At 62.6% G+C, this 14,629-nt stretch carries 14 protein-coding genes; 5 read left to right on the top strand and 9 right to left on the bottom strand.

Going from position 1 to position 14,629, the window contains the following annotated elements; all coding sequences use genetic code 11:
* Positions 1-130: 130 nt before the first annotated feature.
* On the bottom strand, positions 131-667 hold the full coding sequence (locus tag NKJ04_RS23715) for a L,D-transpeptidase family protein (protein ID WP_206638052.1): 537 nt from the start codon (positions 665-667) through the stop codon (positions 131-133).
* Between the two features lie 144 nt (positions 668-811).
* Here NKJ04_RS23715 and NKJ04_RS23710 point away from each other — a divergent pair, with 144 nt between their 5' ends.
* From NKJ04_RS23710 to NKJ04_RS23695, 4 genes are all read left to right on the top strand, one after another.
* Positions 812-1,495 (top strand): response regulator transcription factor, encoded by a 684-nt coding sequence (locus tag NKJ04_RS23710; RefSeq protein ID WP_013528898.1) that lies wholly within the window; start codon positions 812-814, stop codon positions 1,493-1,495.
* A 120-nt stretch (positions 1,496-1,615) separates the two neighbouring features.
* Positions 1,616-2,071: a cyclic nucleotide-binding domain-containing protein gene (locus NKJ04_RS23705; RefSeq protein ID WP_023811239.1), complete on the top strand. Its 456-nt coding sequence runs from the start codon at positions 1,616-1,618 to the stop codon at positions 2,069-2,071.
* 254 nt (positions 2,072-2,325) lie between these two features.
* A complete protein-coding gene (locus tag NKJ04_RS23700; RefSeq protein WP_196815326.1) occupies positions 2,326-3,393 on the top strand; it encodes a glycosyltransferase family 9 protein in 1,068 nt (355 codons plus the stop codon).
* A 224-nt stretch (positions 3,394-3,617) separates the two neighbouring features.
* Positions 3,618-4,292 (top strand): DUF8692 domain-containing protein, encoded by a 675-nt coding sequence (locus NKJ04_RS23695; RefSeq protein WP_352677524.1) that lies wholly within the window; start codon positions 3,618-3,620, stop codon positions 4,290-4,292.
* Positions 4,293-4,321: 29 nt separating this feature from the next.
* On the opposite strand, the gene NKJ04_RS23690 is transcribed toward NKJ04_RS23695, so the two are convergent.
* The 7 genes from NKJ04_RS23690 to tesB all read right to left on the bottom strand — a co-directional run bounded on the left by NKJ04_RS23690 (position 4,322) and on the right by tesB (position 12,469).
* Complete coding sequence (locus NKJ04_RS23690; RefSeq protein WP_023811242.1) at positions 4,322-5,128, bottom strand: exodeoxyribonuclease III; 807 nt, start codon at positions 5,126-5,128, stop codon at positions 4,322-4,324.
* 168 nt (positions 5,129-5,296) lie between these two features.
* Positions 5,297-5,980, bottom strand: a complete 684-nt coding sequence (locus NKJ04_RS23685) for an outer-membrane lipoprotein carrier protein LolA (RefSeq protein ID WP_023811243.1) — start codon at positions 5,978-5,980, stop codon at positions 5,297-5,299.
* 151 nt (positions 5,981-6,131) lie between these two features.
* Positions 6,132-8,801, bottom strand: coding sequence for a DNA translocase FtsK (locus NKJ04_RS23680; protein WP_023811244.1), 2,670 nt, complete (start codon positions 8,799-8,801; stop codon positions 6,132-6,134).
* A 252-nt stretch (positions 8,802-9,053) separates the two neighbouring features.
* Positions 9,054-9,329, bottom strand: a complete 276-nt coding sequence (locus NKJ04_RS23675) for a hypothetical protein (RefSeq protein ID WP_023811245.1) — start codon at positions 9,327-9,329, stop codon at positions 9,054-9,056.
* A gap of 255 nt (positions 9,330-9,584) precedes the next feature.
* Positions 9,585-11,006 (bottom strand): ammonium transporter, encoded by a 1,422-nt coding sequence (locus tag NKJ04_RS23670; protein ID WP_023811246.1) that lies wholly within the window; start codon positions 11,004-11,006, stop codon positions 9,585-9,587.
* A gap of 31 nt (positions 11,007-11,037) precedes the next feature.
* Complete coding sequence (locus tag NKJ04_RS23665; RefSeq protein WP_013528889.1) at positions 11,038-11,376, bottom strand: P-II family nitrogen regulator; 339 nt, start codon at positions 11,374-11,376, stop codon at positions 11,038-11,040.
* A 217-nt stretch (positions 11,377-11,593) separates the two neighbouring features.
* Positions 11,594-12,469, bottom strand: coding sequence for an acyl-CoA thioesterase II (tesB, locus tag NKJ04_RS23660; RefSeq protein WP_013528888.1), 876 nt, complete (start codon positions 12,467-12,469; stop codon positions 11,594-11,596).
* Positions 12,470-12,566: 97 nt separating this feature from the next.
* On the opposite strand from tesB, the gene NKJ04_RS23655 reads away from it, so the two are divergent.
* The gene (locus NKJ04_RS23655) at positions 12,567-13,844 is read left to right on the top strand and encodes a ubiquinone biosynthesis hydroxylase (RefSeq protein WP_023811247.1); all 1,278 of its coding nucleotides are present in this window, start codon (positions 12,567-12,569) and stop codon (positions 13,842-13,844) included.
* A 240-nt stretch (positions 13,845-14,084) separates the two neighbouring features.
* Here NKJ04_RS23655 and NKJ04_RS23650 read toward each other — a convergent pair whose 3' ends face one another.
* Positions 14,085-14,612, bottom strand: a complete 528-nt coding sequence (locus NKJ04_RS23650) for a hypothetical protein (protein WP_352677523.1) — start codon at positions 14,610-14,612, stop codon at positions 14,085-14,087.
* Between the last annotated feature and the right edge of the window lie 17 nt (positions 14,613-14,629).

The raw sequence follows: 14,629 nt of genomic DNA, 5'->3' as shown, positions 1-14,629 counted from the left end.
ATACGCCTACCTGTCTAATGTAATTTCTCACCAACTCCAAATCTCCCTAACTGACCTACTCCCCTACTCCCCTACTCCCCTACTCCCCTACTCCCCTACTCCCCTACTCCCCTACTCCCCTACTCCCCTACTATCTTACCACCCTCACCACCGTCCGATCCGACAGCAGTGGCAGCAGTCGCGCCATCGTACGAGCCGTGACAGCCACACAGCCTTGCGTCGGCGTGAAGCCGGGGCGCGCCAGATGGAAGAAGATGGCGCTGCCGCGCCCGCGCCGGCGCGGCGACAGGTTCCAGTCGAGCACAAGACAGGCGTCGTAGAGCCGGTCGTCGCGCCGCATGCGTTCGTGGCTGGCGCCATAGGGTATCTTGACGGGCCTGTTGTAGTTGCGGTCGTCAGGCACTTCGCACCAGCCCAGATCGGGCCCGATCGGCGTCATCGCCAGACGGGTCCTGCGGCCGCTGGAGAACTGATCTCCCCGGAAATACCCCGACAGTATCCGCATCGCGGCCAGCGGCGTGGCGCCATCGCCTTCGCGCTTGCCGGCCGAGATGCCACCGCGCCCCAACGCACAGGCAAACACCGTTTTCCCGGCCTGCAGCAGGCCCTGGCTTGAATGCCCAGGCCTGGCCCGCACGGTCAGCACACGCAGCCCTTTTCGCAAAATTGCGCCGGCTGCATTGCGATCGTGTTTTTTCTTGTATGATCGTGCCACGGAACAAATCACTGTGAACGGCTGTTGCGCCGGTCAGCTTCCGCATAAACAGGCAGCGGTCAACTGAATTTTCTTTTCAAAACAACGGATTGATCCATGACTTCACGCACCATACTGATCGTCGACGATGATGATGACCTGCGCGGCACACTGGTCGAGCAATTATCCCTTTATGAGGAATTCGACGTGCTGCAGGAATCGACTGCGGCAAAAGGTGTCGCCGCAGCGCGCGGCGGCCTCATTGATCTGCTCATCATGGACGTCGGGCTGCCCGACATGGATGGCCGCGAAGCGGTGAAGATCCTGCGCAAGGGCGGCTACAAGGCGCCCATCATCATGCTGACCGGCCACGACACCGATTCGGATACGATTCTTGGGCTCGAGGCCGGCGCCAACGACTATGTGACGAAGCCGTTCCGCTTTGCCGTGCTGCTGGCACGCATTCGGGCGCAGCTGCGCCAGCATGAGCAGAGCGAGGACGCCACCTTCTCGGTCGGGCCCTATACTTTCAAGCCCAGCCAGAAACTGCTGCTTGACCCGCGCGGCGGCAAGGTGCGGCTGACGGAGAAGGAAGCCTCGATCATCAAATATCTTTATCGCGCCGACCAGAAGGTGGTGACGCGCGACGTGCTGCTCGAGGAAGTATGGGGCTACAATTCCGGTGTCACCACGCACACGCTGGAAACCCATGTCTACCGGCTGCGCCAGAAGATCGAGCGCGATCCTTCCAATGCGGAAATTCTTGTGACAGAAAGCGGCGGCTACAAGCTGGTTCCTTAAACATTTCATTATCCAATGAGCGGTCGGGCGGGGCCGCTTTCGGGTACGATCCAGTTGGAGGGTGGTTTGGATCGAACTCGCAGAGGAGGAGTCGGACTGTCGGTTCGGGGACATAGCTAGATGGCGCTGGATGACGACATCCGCGTCCTGTCCGCCGTGAGGCTCTTCGAGGGCTTCACGCAGGAACAATTGCGCCTGCTCGCCTTTGGCGCCGAGAACACCAGGCTGATTGCCAACCACAAGCTTTATCGCGAGGACGACGAGGCCGATTCCGCCTATATCGTCGTCAGCGGGCGCATCGTGCTCTACCGGGAGCAGGGTGGTGAACGCATCCCGATTGGCACGGCAGGCCCCGGCACGATCCTGAGCGAACTGGCATTGATCGCCGACACCAATCGGTTGACCAGCGCCTCGGCCGAGATCGATTCGGAAGTGATGCGGCTCAGCCGCAAGATGTTCCGCCGCATCCTGGAGGAATATCCCGAGATCGCGGTCAAGCTCCACCAGCGCATCTCGGAGGAATTTCAGGCGATGATCCGCCGCATCGAGGAACTGGCGCCGCGCTTCTCCGGCTAAAGGCTGCCCGCCTGCGAAGCTGTTGTTTCGCGGCCAAAGGCGGAAGCGCGGCAGCGTTTTCAACGACATTGGCCGCGATGAACTGATCGTGGCGCACTGCGGCCGGAGCGGGAATCGCCAATGGCTCGTTCATCCGGACGCCCGGATCCAGAGGCAAGGGTCCGTTGACAGGCATGAGGTGAAATCCTAAAGCACCTCGAAGGCGGCCGGCACAGCAGGCGCCACCACCACCAGGCTCCTGGGGGGAGCGAGCCATGCCGTCAGGGCGGTACGAGACGATTATCTTGTATTCCCGCAATGACGCGTTCGGCGACGGATTAATCCGGATTCCGGCTTTGCGCGCCGCCAGAACGGCATTCCCTGATAGTTTCATCGTCTACGGAACCACCCGATCGTCGTCCCTTGAACATAGCCTCAATCGCCATGCCGGCCATTTGGTCGATGCGATCAATGTGCGGACGTCCCTGGCGTGCCTGATCGCCGGTCACTGCAACGGCAAGGGGCGGTTGGCCGTGGTCGATTTCCGCATCTCGGCGCGTTGGCTGCTTCAAGCCTCGGCATCACTGCTCGGCCGCGGCATCGCCTATGAGGCAAACTTTCCGGCTTTCGCCCTTTCCTGGCGCCTGGGCCAAAGGCCTGAAGCACGACCCGGGCACAATGCCTGGCGCTACCACCGTCTCATCGAACGCCTTGCCGGCAAGCGGCTGCCTTTCGATCATCGGCTGGAGCCTGGCCCGGCCGCACGAGCGGCGGCCAGGGGCCTTGCGCATGGCAAGCATGCTCCGTTGATCATTATCGCGGCGCACGGCAGCGCCAGCAAGCGCATGTCGGCGGATCAGGTTGCCGCGATCGCCGACGGCCTGATCGCCGACGGGGCGGACCTTCTCTATGTGAAAACCCCCGGCGATGGTCCCGATATGGCTGAACTGGCTCAGCGCGTACCGAAGCTGCGGCTTGTTGATTCCGCCGCGATCGAGGGTGTCGATATCGGCGACATCTTGCTGGCGCTCGGCGAGTTTGCCGATCTTTACATCGGCGCCGAAGGCGGTACCGCACATCTCATGGCAACCGTGATGACGCCGATGGTTATCCTCAGTGGCGGCGCCAACATGGCCCGTTGGAGGCCGCTTTCGAACTGCGTGGACGTGATCGAATCCCGTCTTGCAAGCCCGACCGGCCTGGTCGCCAATGTGCCTGCGTCGACAATCATCGAAGCGGCGCAACGGATGCTGGCGACGCGCCGCCGCGACCATCCCCATCTGCCGGATCTCGCTGGCCTGTCAGCCCAGCAATTCGCGACAACGACATGCATGAAGACTTGAGCGCGCCGTTTGAACTTGAATTCATTTGGTCGCGCTTCGAAGCGCGTTGAGATTCAGGTCGGCCATTTGCAGGCCAGCCTCACCTGAACATCGACGCCATGGTACAATGGTTTCGGTGGGGCGAAGCCACCGGCACAATGCAGGCGGAGTTCTCGGCGGCAGATCTGGCGGCTGTCGTACTTTGGTTCCAGTGGAGTTCCTCTCAGTCCTCAATGAGAATAGCAATGCCAGAGAACAACGCGCTGAACACAAAGCATGGCGGCGAATGGATAATAGCCTGGCGCTTGGTCGTACTGGCGGCGACGGCGATTAATGTTGCGATGCTCTTAGCCGTGCTGTTCATCGCGCAAATTCGTGGCCTGGACGCTTGGATCTTTTATCGAGATCCATCTGCAGCCGCCGAAGTCGGCTTCTATACGGGGTGGATTTCGTCCCTGGGTGCTTCGCTATGGATCGGCACCGGCGCTGCGACCCTGTTTGCTGGCCTGCTCACGCATCGATGGGATTGCACGTTTCTCGGCGGCCTTACCCTGTTCTTGGGCCTCGACGACCTGTTGTTGATCCATGAGGACGTGCTGCCCATTGTAGGGATACCGGAGATCGTTCCGATGATTGTCTACGCCGCCGCCGGGTTGTTCTGGTTCTTTCGGCTGCGACGAAAGACATTCGACGGCACGATCGTCTTTGTGGCCGCAGGCTTCCTGCTCGCGATGTCAGCATCCATCGACCAGCTCGGAGAGCTGTTTCCTACCCCGGGTTCTGCGGCCGCCATCGCCGAAGACGTCGTCAAAGAGCTTGGCATCTTCCTTTGGGCGGCAGGTGCCGTTGGGTACGCGGCGATGGTGACACGATTGGGCCGTCCGTGGGTGGATCCAGCCGACTCCACCTCTACCGACTGACTGCCGCAGGCCCCGCATCTTCAAGCAGGCTAGTCCAGATCGAACCGCGCGATCACAGGCACATGGTCCGACGGGCGCTCCCAGCCGCGCGCCGGACGCAGGATTTCGTAGCCGGAAAAGCTGGGCACCAGGTTCGGCGACGACCAGACGTGGTCGAGACGGCGGCCGCGGTTGGACAGCTCCCAATCCTGCGCGCGATAGCTCCACCAGGTGTAGAGCTTCTGCTCATGCGGCACGTTGAGCCGCATCAGGTCGACCCAGTCGCCGGCGCGGCGCATCGCCTCGAAATTTTCCGTCTCGATCGGCGTGTGGCTGACCACGTTGAGCAATTGCTTGTGCGACCAGACGTCATGCTCGAGCGGGGCGATGTTGAGGTCGCCGACCAGCACCGAGCCGGACACCTCGTCATGTTCTGCCCGGATGGCATTCATCTCGGCAACGAAATCGAGCTTGTGCTTGAACTTCCTGTTGATGACGGGATCCGGTTCGTCGCCGCCCGCCGGGACGTAGAAATTGTGCAGCAGGATCGCCTTGCCGCCGGCCCGCACCCTCACCGAGAGGTGCCGGCTATCCTCGATTTCGCAAAAGCGTCGCTTTTCGACCAATTCGATCGGCCGCCGCGCCACGGTTGCTACGCCGTGGTAGCCCTTCTGGCCATGGAAGGCGATGTGTTCGTAGCCGAGCTTGCGGAAAGCCTTTTCGGGAAACAGGTCGTCGGGAACCTTGGTTTCCTGCAGGCACAGCACGTCGGGGGCCTGCTCCACGAGCAGGCGCTCGACGATCGGCATGCGCAGGCGAACGGAGTTGATGTTCCAGGTGGCGATGGAGAAGGGCATTGGCAATCCAGGACAGCGTGCGGCCGACCAGAACCGATGGGTTCCGGCGGGGAAGACGCCTTTTGACGGAGTCAGCCCGGGAAATTGCCAGCCGCGGGCCGCAAAGACAAGCCGGGCCACGCCCGACGAGGCGCGGCCCCGGTGCTTTCCACAGCTATAACAACTGGGTTAGCGCGCCTTGTTGGTGTTGAGCTCGCGGTTCGCCGTGTAGTCGATGGCGAAAGTATCCGGCGCGAAGCTGACGCCTTCCTTGGTGTTGAAGATCATCACCGTCGTATCCTTGCCCTGCGCGTCGGTGATCGTCCACTGCCGCAAATCGAAGGTTTTCGGATCGAACATCATGGTGATCTTCGAATTGCCGAATACGGATTTGTCGGCGAGCTGGATGGTGGTGAGGTCATCCTCCTGCTTGACGCTTTTGACGCGGTCGCCGGAGAGGTCGATCCTGGTGTCGAGCAGCAGCTTCAGAGGCGTCTTCGACAACGGATAGAGATCGGACGTGTTGAGCCTCTTGTTCAGGATGACCACCGACTGGCCGTCTGAAATCACCCGGAAATTCGAAGAGCCGTCATAGTTGAAGCGGATCTTGCCTGGCCGTTCAAGGAAGAACTTGCCGCCGGTCTGCTCGCCCTTGGGGCCGAACTGTACGAATTCGCCGCTCATCGATTTGACCGAGGAAAAGTGGTCGGCGATCTTCTGCGCAGCGGCCGGCACAGCCGCCTGCGCCGAAGCCAGCACCTGGAAGCCGGGCACCGCGTTGAAGGCTGCCGCCCCCGCAAACGCCAGGCCGAGGCCCAGCAACTGACGCCGGGAGGGAGCAAATGTGCTGAGCGCTGAAAGATCGTTTTTCATGTCGGTCACTCTCATCTGATTCCTGAGTTGTTCTGTGCTTGGACCCCCAGTTAGGCTGAAATTTGGCGGGTCGGGCGTCCCTTGGTCGCTTCAACGCCTTGAAAGGTTCAAGGTTGCCGGACCGGGATGTCACAAGGGTCAGGCTTTCCAGTCAGAACTTGTCGTCTTCGGTCGGCACCAGGATCTCTCGCTTGCCGGCATGGTTGGCCGGGCCGACGATACCTTCCTTCTCCATCTTCTCGATGATCGAGGCGGCGCGGTTGTAGCCGATGCCCAGCCGGCGCTGGATATAGCTGGTCGAGGCCTTGCCGTCGCGCAGCACCACGGAGACCGCCTGATCGTAAGGATCGTCGGAATCCTCGAAATTGCTGTTGCCGCCACCGGACCCACCCTTGCCCGACGGCTCGTCGTCGTCCTCGCCGTCATCCTCGGTGATGGCGTCGAGATATTCCGGCACGCCCTGCAGCTTCAGGTGCGCGACGATCTTCTCGACCTCTTCATCGGCGACGAACGGGCCGTGCACGCGCTGGATACGACCGCCGCCGGCCATGTAGAGCATGTCGCCCATGCCGAGCAGCTGCTCGGCGCCCTGCTCACCCAGAATGGTGCGGCTGTCGATCTTGGACGTCACCTGGAAGGAGATGCGGGTCGGGAAATTGGCCTTGATGGTGCCGGTGATGACGTCGACCGACGGCCGCTGCGTCGCCATGATGACATGGATGCCGGCGGCGCGCGCCATCTGCGCCAGGCGCTGCACGGCACCTTCGATGTCCTTGCCGGCGACCATCATCAGGTCGGCCATCTCATCGATGATGACGACGATATACGGCATCGGCTCGAGATCGAGGTTCTCGGTCTCGTAGATCGCCTCGCCGGTCTGGCGGTCGAAGCCGGTCTGCACGGTGCGCGAGATCTTCTCGCCCTTCTTGTCAGCCTGGCTGACGCGGGCGTTGAAGCCGTCGATGTTGCGCACGCCGACCTTGGACATCTTGCGGTAGCGGTCCTCCATCTCTCGCACGGTCCATTTCAGCGCCACCACCGCCTTCTTCGGATCGGTGACGACGGGCGTGAGCAGATGCGGGATGCCGTCATAGACAGAGAGTTCCAGCATTTTCGGATCGATCATGATCAGCCGGCAATCCTGCGGCGTCAGCCGGTAGAGCAGCGACAGGATCATGGTGTTGATGGCGACCGACTTGCCCGAGCCGGTGGTGCCGGCGACAAGCACGTGCGGCATCTTGGCGATGTCGACGATGACCGCCTCGCCATTGATGGTCTTGCCCAGCGCCAGCGCCAGCTTGGCCTTCGTCGTCTCGAAATCGCGGCTGGCCAGAATCTCTCTGAGATAGACGGTTTCGCGCTTGGCGTTCGGCAGTTCGATGCCGATGGCGTTGCGGCCTGGCACCACGGCGACGCGGCAGGCAATGGCGCTCATCGAGCGGGCGATGTCGTCGGACAGGCCGATGACGCGTGACGATTTGATGCCGGGCGCCGGTTCGAGCTCATAGAGGGTGACCACCGGGCCCGGACGGACGGCGATGATCTCGCCCTTGACGCCGAAATCCTCCAGCACGCCTTCGAGCAGGCGGGCGTTCTGTTCCAGCGCGTCCTTGGACAGGCTGGCGTCGCGCACCACGTTCTTCGGTTCGGAGAGGAAGTGCAGCGACGGCATTTCGAACTTTTCCGAGCCGATCAGCGATGTCTGCGCCTCGCGCTGCACACGGGCGCCGGGCACGGGGCGCGCCGCCGGTGCCTCGACGCGGGTGGCTGCGTCGGAGCGGAACGGCTGTACCTTGGCGGTCGACGCGCCGCGGCGTTGCACGACAGGTTCATCGTCGAAATCGGCATCCTCGCCCGCATTGTCGAAGCGGTCGTCGAAGATATCGGCATCGTCGGGGTCGAGCGAGGCGCTGCGGTCATTGACCATGGCGGCGAAGAATTCGGGTTCGACGCGGGCGCGGCCATCCTGGCTCATCCGCTGCTCGGCAAACTCCGCCGATTCGACCCGTTCGGCGGCGCGCCGCCAGGCTGTGGAGCGCTGCTCCATCTCCGGCTCGTACTCGTCCCGCTCCTGCCTGCGGCGCAAGGCACGGCGGTGCATCCACGCGCGCAGCGACAGCCACCAATGGGTGATTGCGCCGAGCGCCAGGATACCCTCGTCGCCTTCGTCCTCGTCATTGTCGAACAAAAGGTCGTCCTCGCGCGGATCGGCGGCGGGCTCGTCCTCCATGACGGCGAAGCCGTTCTTGCGTCCGATCAGCGCCGAGCCATGGGCAAAGAGCCACAGCGCGGGAGCGGACAGCAGGATGGCGATGATGCTGGCGATCAACCCGGTCGGATAGCCGCCGATGACGACGCCGGGGATCTTCAGCACCATGTCGCCAAACACACCGCCGAGGCCCGTGGGCAGCGGCCAGGTCTTGGGCGGCACAACGCAGCCGACCATCGCTGCGGCCAGCAGCGCGAAGCCGAACCAGGACAGCCCGCGCTTGGGCAGCCTGTCGACACCGCGCGCGGAAAACAGCAGGAAGCCCCAGATGACCGTCGGAACCAGGGCGGCGACGGCGGCGAGGCCGAAGAACTGCATGGCGAGGTCGGAGAACACGGCACCCGCATAGCCCATGGCGTTGGTGACGGTGTTGTTCGTCGCGTGGGAGAAACTCGGATCGGCGACATTCCAGGTGGCAAGGCTGGCAACGCCAAAGGCGGCCAGCGCGAACAGGCCGACGCCGACCAGCCGCCCGACCTGACGCCGCGCGAACGCCTGGATGCCGTGCCCCGTATCGGTCAGCGCGAGCGGTGCTGAAGCCCCTGAACGCATGCTCTTCCCCGTCTGTCATGGTCTCGCCGGGTGCGTGGCGCACTCCGGCAGATTCGGGTCTCAGACTATCGGTGGGAAGGTTAAGGGCGCATTAACTATAAGAGGTTGAGACGCTCAAACCTCATTACCGCCGGTTGAGCCGTATGAAGCAATGACGGACGAGGGAGCTTCCATCGAACGACACAATGGCGGGCTGCCGCCCCGCCATTGTCGTCTGGAACAAGGATCGGGCCTCGGCCCGATCGCGGCAAATCAGTTGGCGCCGCCGAGCGCCTGCACATTGGCGCAGAATTCCGCATACGGCTTGCTCATCGCCGCATCCTGGCATTCCTTCTTCATCGCTTCCTGCTTTTCCATCGGCATGGCCATGAAAGCTGTCTTGAAATCCGCCATCGGCTTCATGGTTTTCATGCCGGAATCCGTGAAGAACGGCGCCATGTTGTCGGGCTCATCCAGAGCACCGGCAAATGCCACGCCGCCGATCATGGAAAGAGCAAGCGCTCCGAGGCAGATGTTCTTGAGGTTCATGAGATGGTTTCCTTCCCTGTTGTTGGCACGAGCGTCAGAACGACGATCGCCTCCACTGTTCGGAACCAGAGCGGTCGTTGTTTCCTCAAAAAACCTGATCACCCGAACGTGATTGCGTGAAGCCGGGCATTGCCGGAACGGCTTGCCAAAAAAAGAGGCCCGGACATGATCCGGGCCTCAATGCGTGAACTCCTTTCGGGAGCGTCACGACGGGATGGGAGAATGCGGGGCGGCCGAGGCCGCCTCGCACAGGGCTTACGAGTGATAGGCCGCTTCGCCATGCGAGGTGAGGTCGAGGCCTTCGCGCTCTGCGTCGGCTGTCGGACGCAGGCCGATGATCAGGTCGACGATCTTGTAGAGGATGGCGCTGCCGATACCCGACCACAACAGGGTCACCAGGACACCCTTGGCCTGCGCCAGGAGTTGTGTGGCCGTGCCGGCATAGCCGGCAGCAAAGTCGGCCGTCGAATAGTCGACAATGCCGGCGCCACCGAGGGCAGGATTGACCAGGATGCCTGTGCCGAGCGCGCCGATGATGCCGCCGATGCAGTGGACGCCGAAGACATCAAGGCTGTCGTCGTAGTCGAACGCGTTCTTCACCACCGAGACGAAGAAGTAGCAGACGAAGGTCGCGACGATGCCGAGCACGATGGCGCCCATCGGGCCGGCAAAGCCGGCAGCAGGCGTGACGGCGACGAGGCCGGTCACCGCACCCGAAACAGCCCCAAGCATGGAGGCTTTGCCGCGCAGCAGCGATTCAAGCACGATCCAGGTGACCGCCGCCGCCGCCGTGGCGACGAAGGTATTGATCATGGCCAGCACCGCATAGGCGTTCGCTTCAAGGTTCGAACCGGCGTTGAAGCCAAACCAGCCGACCCACAGCAGCGAAGCACCGACCATGGTCAGCGTCATCGAGTGCGGCGCCATGAGATCCTTCTTGTAGCCGCTGCGCTTGCCGATCATGAGCGCGCCGACGAGGCCGGCAATGCCCGCATTGATGTGAACGACCGTGCCGCCGGCGAAGTCGATGGCGCCGAAGCTGAAGATGAGGCCCGTCGGATCGCTATAAGCGCTCGGGCCGCCCCAGAACCAGACCATATGAGCGATCGGGAAGTAGATGAAAGTGACCCACAGGATGACGAAAAGGATCAAAGCGGAGAATTTGACGCGTTCGGCGAAGGCGCCGACGATCAGGGCCGGCGTGATGCAGGCGAAGGTCATCTGGAAGACGACGAACACCAGTTCAGGAATGGCGACACCCTTGGTGAAGGTCTCCGACAGGGTCGTCACATCGACGCCGGAGAGAAACATCTTGGAAAGGCCGCCGACGAAGGCGTTGCCCGGGGTGAAGGCGAGGCTGTAGCCGTAGAAAACCCAGATGATCATGACCACGCTGGTGATGGTGAAGACCTGCATCAGCACCGACAGCATGTTCTTGCTGCGAACCAGGCCGCCGTAGAAAAGCGCAAGACCGGGAACCGTCATCAACAGCACCAGAACGGTGGAAACCATCATCCACGTGGTGTCGCCCTTGTCGACGGTGAAAGCTGGCGCTGCTGCGGCCGCGGCGGGAGCCGCTTCCTGCGCGAATGCGGCGACCGTGCCCAATGCTCCGAGCGCGAACGAGCCGAGCAGCGCGGAGCGCGCCGCTGACTTCAAGGTGGAAGGAATATTCATTGAACTCTCCATTGGAATACGTGATCGCCGCTCAGAGCGCGTCGGTGTCTGTTTCGCCGGTGCGGATGCGCACCGCCTGATCGATGCCGAAAACGAAGATCTTGCCGTCGCCGATCTGGCCGGTCTTGGCGGCTGCGGTGATGGCTTCGACGGCCTTGTCGACCATGTCGGCACTGACCGCGACTTCGATCTTGATCTTCGGCAGGAAGCTGACCGCGTATTCCGCCCCGCGATAGATCTCCGTATGCCCTTTCTGACGCCCGTAGCCTTTGACTTCGGTGACGGTCAGGCCCTGGATGCCGACGGCGGTAAGCGCTTCGCGTACCTCGTCGAGCTTGAACGGCTTGATGATTGCCATCACGATTTTCATAAGGTTTCACCCTTCGCTGTTGCGGTCCCCCGCGTTTGCACACCTTCACCGATCCTAAAAAGCCGGAGAGTGCCCACGAGGATTCAAGCTCCGTGCCAAGTGCGGAAGCAGTGTGTTAACCCATTGTAAACAAAGAGATTGAGGAGCGTTCCGACGCAACCTGTTGATAGCTGCGGCGATGCATCTGCTTAAAAATTGGGCAAATTTTGAAAAATGCCTACTCTGCAGGCGATCGCTTGAGCCGGATCAGCCCTTCCTGCGCAACCGAGGCAATCAGCGTGCCGTCGCGGGCAAACAGCGACCCGCGCGTAAAGCCGCGCGACCCCTGTGTCGACGGGCTGTCCTGCGTATAGAGCATCCAGTCGTCGAGCGCATGGCTGCGATGGAACCACATGGCGTGGTCGAGGCTCGCCGCCTGGATATCGCGATCGAAAATGGCGCGGCCATGCGCGAAGGTCGATGTGTCGAGCAGCGTCATGTCGGAAAGATAGGCGAGCACCGCCGCCTGGATGGCGCGGTCCGCCGGCACCGGACCGGTGGTGCGGATCCAGATATTCTGCTTCGGCTCCAGCTTTTCGCGGCTGGTGTAATGCTTCAGCATCACCGGCTTCATCTCGATCGGCCGGTCGCGCTCCCAGTAGCGTTTGATGCCATCGGGCACCGCCTCGCCGAATTTGCCCAGCAATTCGCGTTGCGACAGCAATGTGTCCGGCCCCGGAACGTCCTGCGGCATCGGCACCTGGTGCTCGAGACCGACCTCGTCCTGCTGGAACGAGGCTTCGAGCGAAAAGATCGCCTGGCCGTGCTGGACCGCCACCACGCGCCGCGTGGTGAAGGAGCCGCCGTCGCGAATACGGTCGACCTCGTAGACGATCGGCACCTTGGTGTCGCCGGGCCGCATGAAATAGCCGTGCAGCGAATGCACGTACCGATCGGGATCCACTGTCCGCTGCGCCGCCACCAGCGCCTGGGCGATGGTCTGGCCGCCGAACACGCGCTGCCAGTCGAGCAAGGGGCTGCGACCACGATACAGATTGTGTTCCAGCTTCTCGAGGTCGAGAATGCCGAGAAGCTCGTCCATGGCTGCCGTCATATTTCGCGCCCTCACCGCAGAAGTGTTATGGCGGTTTCCGACAGGACGAACAGGCAGTCAAGGGTGCAGGACCCGGCGGCGCGCAGGAGCGAAGATGATGGAACGCAAGGCGGACACGAAAACCGGGGCAAACGTGAAAACAATATCTGGGCTCGATGTCCTGGTCGCCGGCGCCGGCTATGTCGGCCTGGCCGCCGCCGTGTCGCTGAAGCAGGCGCGACCGGGTCTCGCCATCGCTCTCGTCGATGCCGCACCTGCCGGCGCCTGGCAAAGGGATGGCCGCGCCTCGGCCATTGCCGCCGCCGCCTGCCGCATGCTTGACCAGCTCGGTGTGTGGGCCGAGATCGCGCCGCAGGCACAAGCCATCACCGAGATGATCATCACCGATTCGCGCACCGCCGATCCGGTGCGTCCGGTCTTCCTGACCTTCGACGGCGAAGTGGCGCCGGGCGAGCCTTTTGCGCATATGGTCGCCAACAAGGTGCTGAACGGCGCCTTGCGGGCCAGCGCCGAAAAGCTCGGCATCGACATCATCGAAGGCGTCGCCGTGCAGGGTTTCGAACCCAACGGCAGTGGTATCACCGTGCATCTTGCCGACGGCGCGACGCTGAAGGCCCGGCTGCTGGTCGCCGCCGACGGCGTCAACTCGAAGCTGCGCGACATGGCCGGCATCAAGACGGTGAAGTGGGAATATGGCCAGTCCGGCATCGTCTGCACCGTGGCGCATGAACGCCCGCACAATGGTCGCGCTGAAGAGCATTTCCTGCCGGCTGGCCCCTTCGCCACATTGCCGCTCAAGCCCGGTGAGGACGGCACCAACCGTTCGTCGATCGTCTGGGTCGAACGTACGCCCGATGCCGAGAAGCTGGTGGCCGGTGACGATCTCCTCTTCGAACACGAGCTCGAGCAGCGTTTTGGCCTGAAGCTTGGCGAGATCCGCGTTGCCGATAAGCCGCGCGCCTGGCCGCTCGGCTTGACCATTGCGCGTGCCTTCGTCGCACCCCGCATCGCGCTCGCCGGCGATGCCGCCCACGGCATCCACCCGATCGCCGGCCAGGGCCTCAATCTCGGCTTCAAGGATGTCGCAGCCCTTGCCGAGGTGATTGTCGAGGCCGACCGGCTCGGCCAGGATATCGGCGCGCTCGACGTGCTCGAGCGCTACCAGCAGTGGCGCCGCTTCGACACGGTGCAGATGGGTGTCACCACCGACGCGCTGAACCGGCTGTTTTCCAACGATATCGGCCCGCTGCGCACCGTCCGCGACATCGGCCTCGGCCTCGTCGAACGCATGCCGCGCCTGAAGGAATTCTTCATCCGCCAGGCGTCGGGACTGTCCGCCGGCACGCCAAGACTGTTGAAGGGCGAGGCGATTTGAGCCGCCGCCAGCATCCCCAACGTCGTCATCCTTGGGCGTAGCGACGCGAAGCGGAGCGAAGACCCAAGGATCCATGCCGCGACCTTGGCTGAAGAATGCAGCGGAGCAGAATTCTGCACCGTGGTGACGCGTTTGAGTCGCGGCATGGATCCCGGGGTCTGCGCCGCGTCGCTTCGCTCCTTGCTCCGCCCCAGGATGACGAAAGCGATGGGCGTTTCCGCCAATCGCCAAGGTATGCGATCAATTGACCTCAAAACCCAGCTTTTGCCGCAGCCGCAATATCCTCTGGTCGGATATTTCGAGGCGTTTCTCGCCGCCCTGGGCGGCGCGGTTGACCATCTGCAGCAGATCGTTTCGCTCGGCGACATCCAGACGCTCGCGCAGGAACGGCGCCAGCTTGTCGATGACGATTGTGGTGTCGTCGATCTGTGACGCCGCCCATTTGGCGTAGACCACCGCTTCGTCCGTTTTCTTCTTGTCGGCGATCTCGGAAATCACCGCGCGGATGACGGCCTCGCGCTGCGGCAGGATTGGCCCATCCTCGGAGACGATTGACGTGATCAGCGTAGCCGCCGCTACGACCGGATCATCGATCGCCGTCAGCGGCGACAGCGCCGCCTGCTTGCGCAGCTTCTTGCGGCGGATGTTGCCCTGTACGCGCCCGACAACGTCCGCAACGTCACGAGCCGCGTCGTTCATGGCCTTCATCCGGTACCACCAAAACGCTGCCGCGCCCATCACGCCAAGGATAGCAATCAGGAAAGGCATGTCGAAATCCCCAAGAA

Origin of the sequence: Mesorhizobium sp. M0618 (assembly GCF_040320765.1) — a bacterium.
GTDB lineage: Bacteria > Pseudomonadota > Alphaproteobacteria > Rhizobiales > Rhizobiaceae > Mesorhizobium.
The sequence above is the reverse complement of the archived record's forward strand: the minus strand, read 5'-3'. Positions and strand labels throughout refer to the sequence as shown.

Coding starts and splice junctions, on each gene's coding strand:
- NKJ04_RS23710 (WP_013528898.1), top strand. CDS start 812: ATGACTTCACGCACCATACTGATCGTCGACGATGATGATGACCTGCGC.
- NKJ04_RS23705 (WP_023811239.1), top strand. CDS start 1,616: ATGGCGCTGGATGACGACATCCGCGTCCTGTCCGCCGTGAGGCTCTTC.
- NKJ04_RS23700 (WP_196815326.1), top strand. CDS start 2,326: ATGCCGTCAGGGCGGTACGAGACGATTATCTTGTATTCCCGCAATGAC.
- NKJ04_RS23695 (WP_352677524.1), top strand. CDS start 3,618: ATGCCAGAGAACAACGCGCTGAACACAAAGCATGGCGGCGAATGGATA.
- NKJ04_RS23690 (WP_023811242.1), bottom strand. CDS start 5,128: ATGCCCTTCTCCATCGCCACCTGGAACATCAACTCCGTTCGCCTGCGC.
- NKJ04_RS23685 (WP_023811243.1), bottom strand. CDS start 5,980: ATGAAAAACGATCTTTCAGCGCTCAGCACATTTGCTCCCTCCCGGCGT.
- NKJ04_RS23680 (WP_023811244.1), bottom strand. CDS start 8,801: ATGCGTTCAGGGGCTTCAGCACCGCTCGCGCTGACCGATACGGGGCAC.
- NKJ04_RS23675 (WP_023811245.1), bottom strand. CDS start 9,329: ATGAACCTCAAGAACATCTGCCTCGGAGCGCTTGCTCTTTCCATGATC.
- NKJ04_RS23670 (WP_023811246.1), bottom strand. CDS start 11,006: ATGAATATTCCTTCCACCTTGAAGTCAGCGGCGCGCTCCGCGCTGCTC.
- NKJ04_RS23665 (WP_013528889.1), bottom strand. CDS start 11,376: ATGAAAATCGTGATGGCAATCATCAAGCCGTTCAAGCTCGACGAGGTA.
- tesB (WP_013528888.1), bottom strand. CDS start 12,469: ATGACGGCAGCCATGGACGAGCTTCTCGGCATTCTCGACCTCGAGAAG.
- NKJ04_RS23655 (WP_023811247.1), top strand. CDS start 12,567: ATGGAACGCAAGGCGGACACGAAAACCGGGGCAAACGTGAAAACAATA.
- NKJ04_RS23650 (WP_352677523.1), bottom strand. CDS start 14,612: ATGCCTTTCCTGATTGCTATCCTTGGCGTGATGGGCGCGGCAGCGTTT.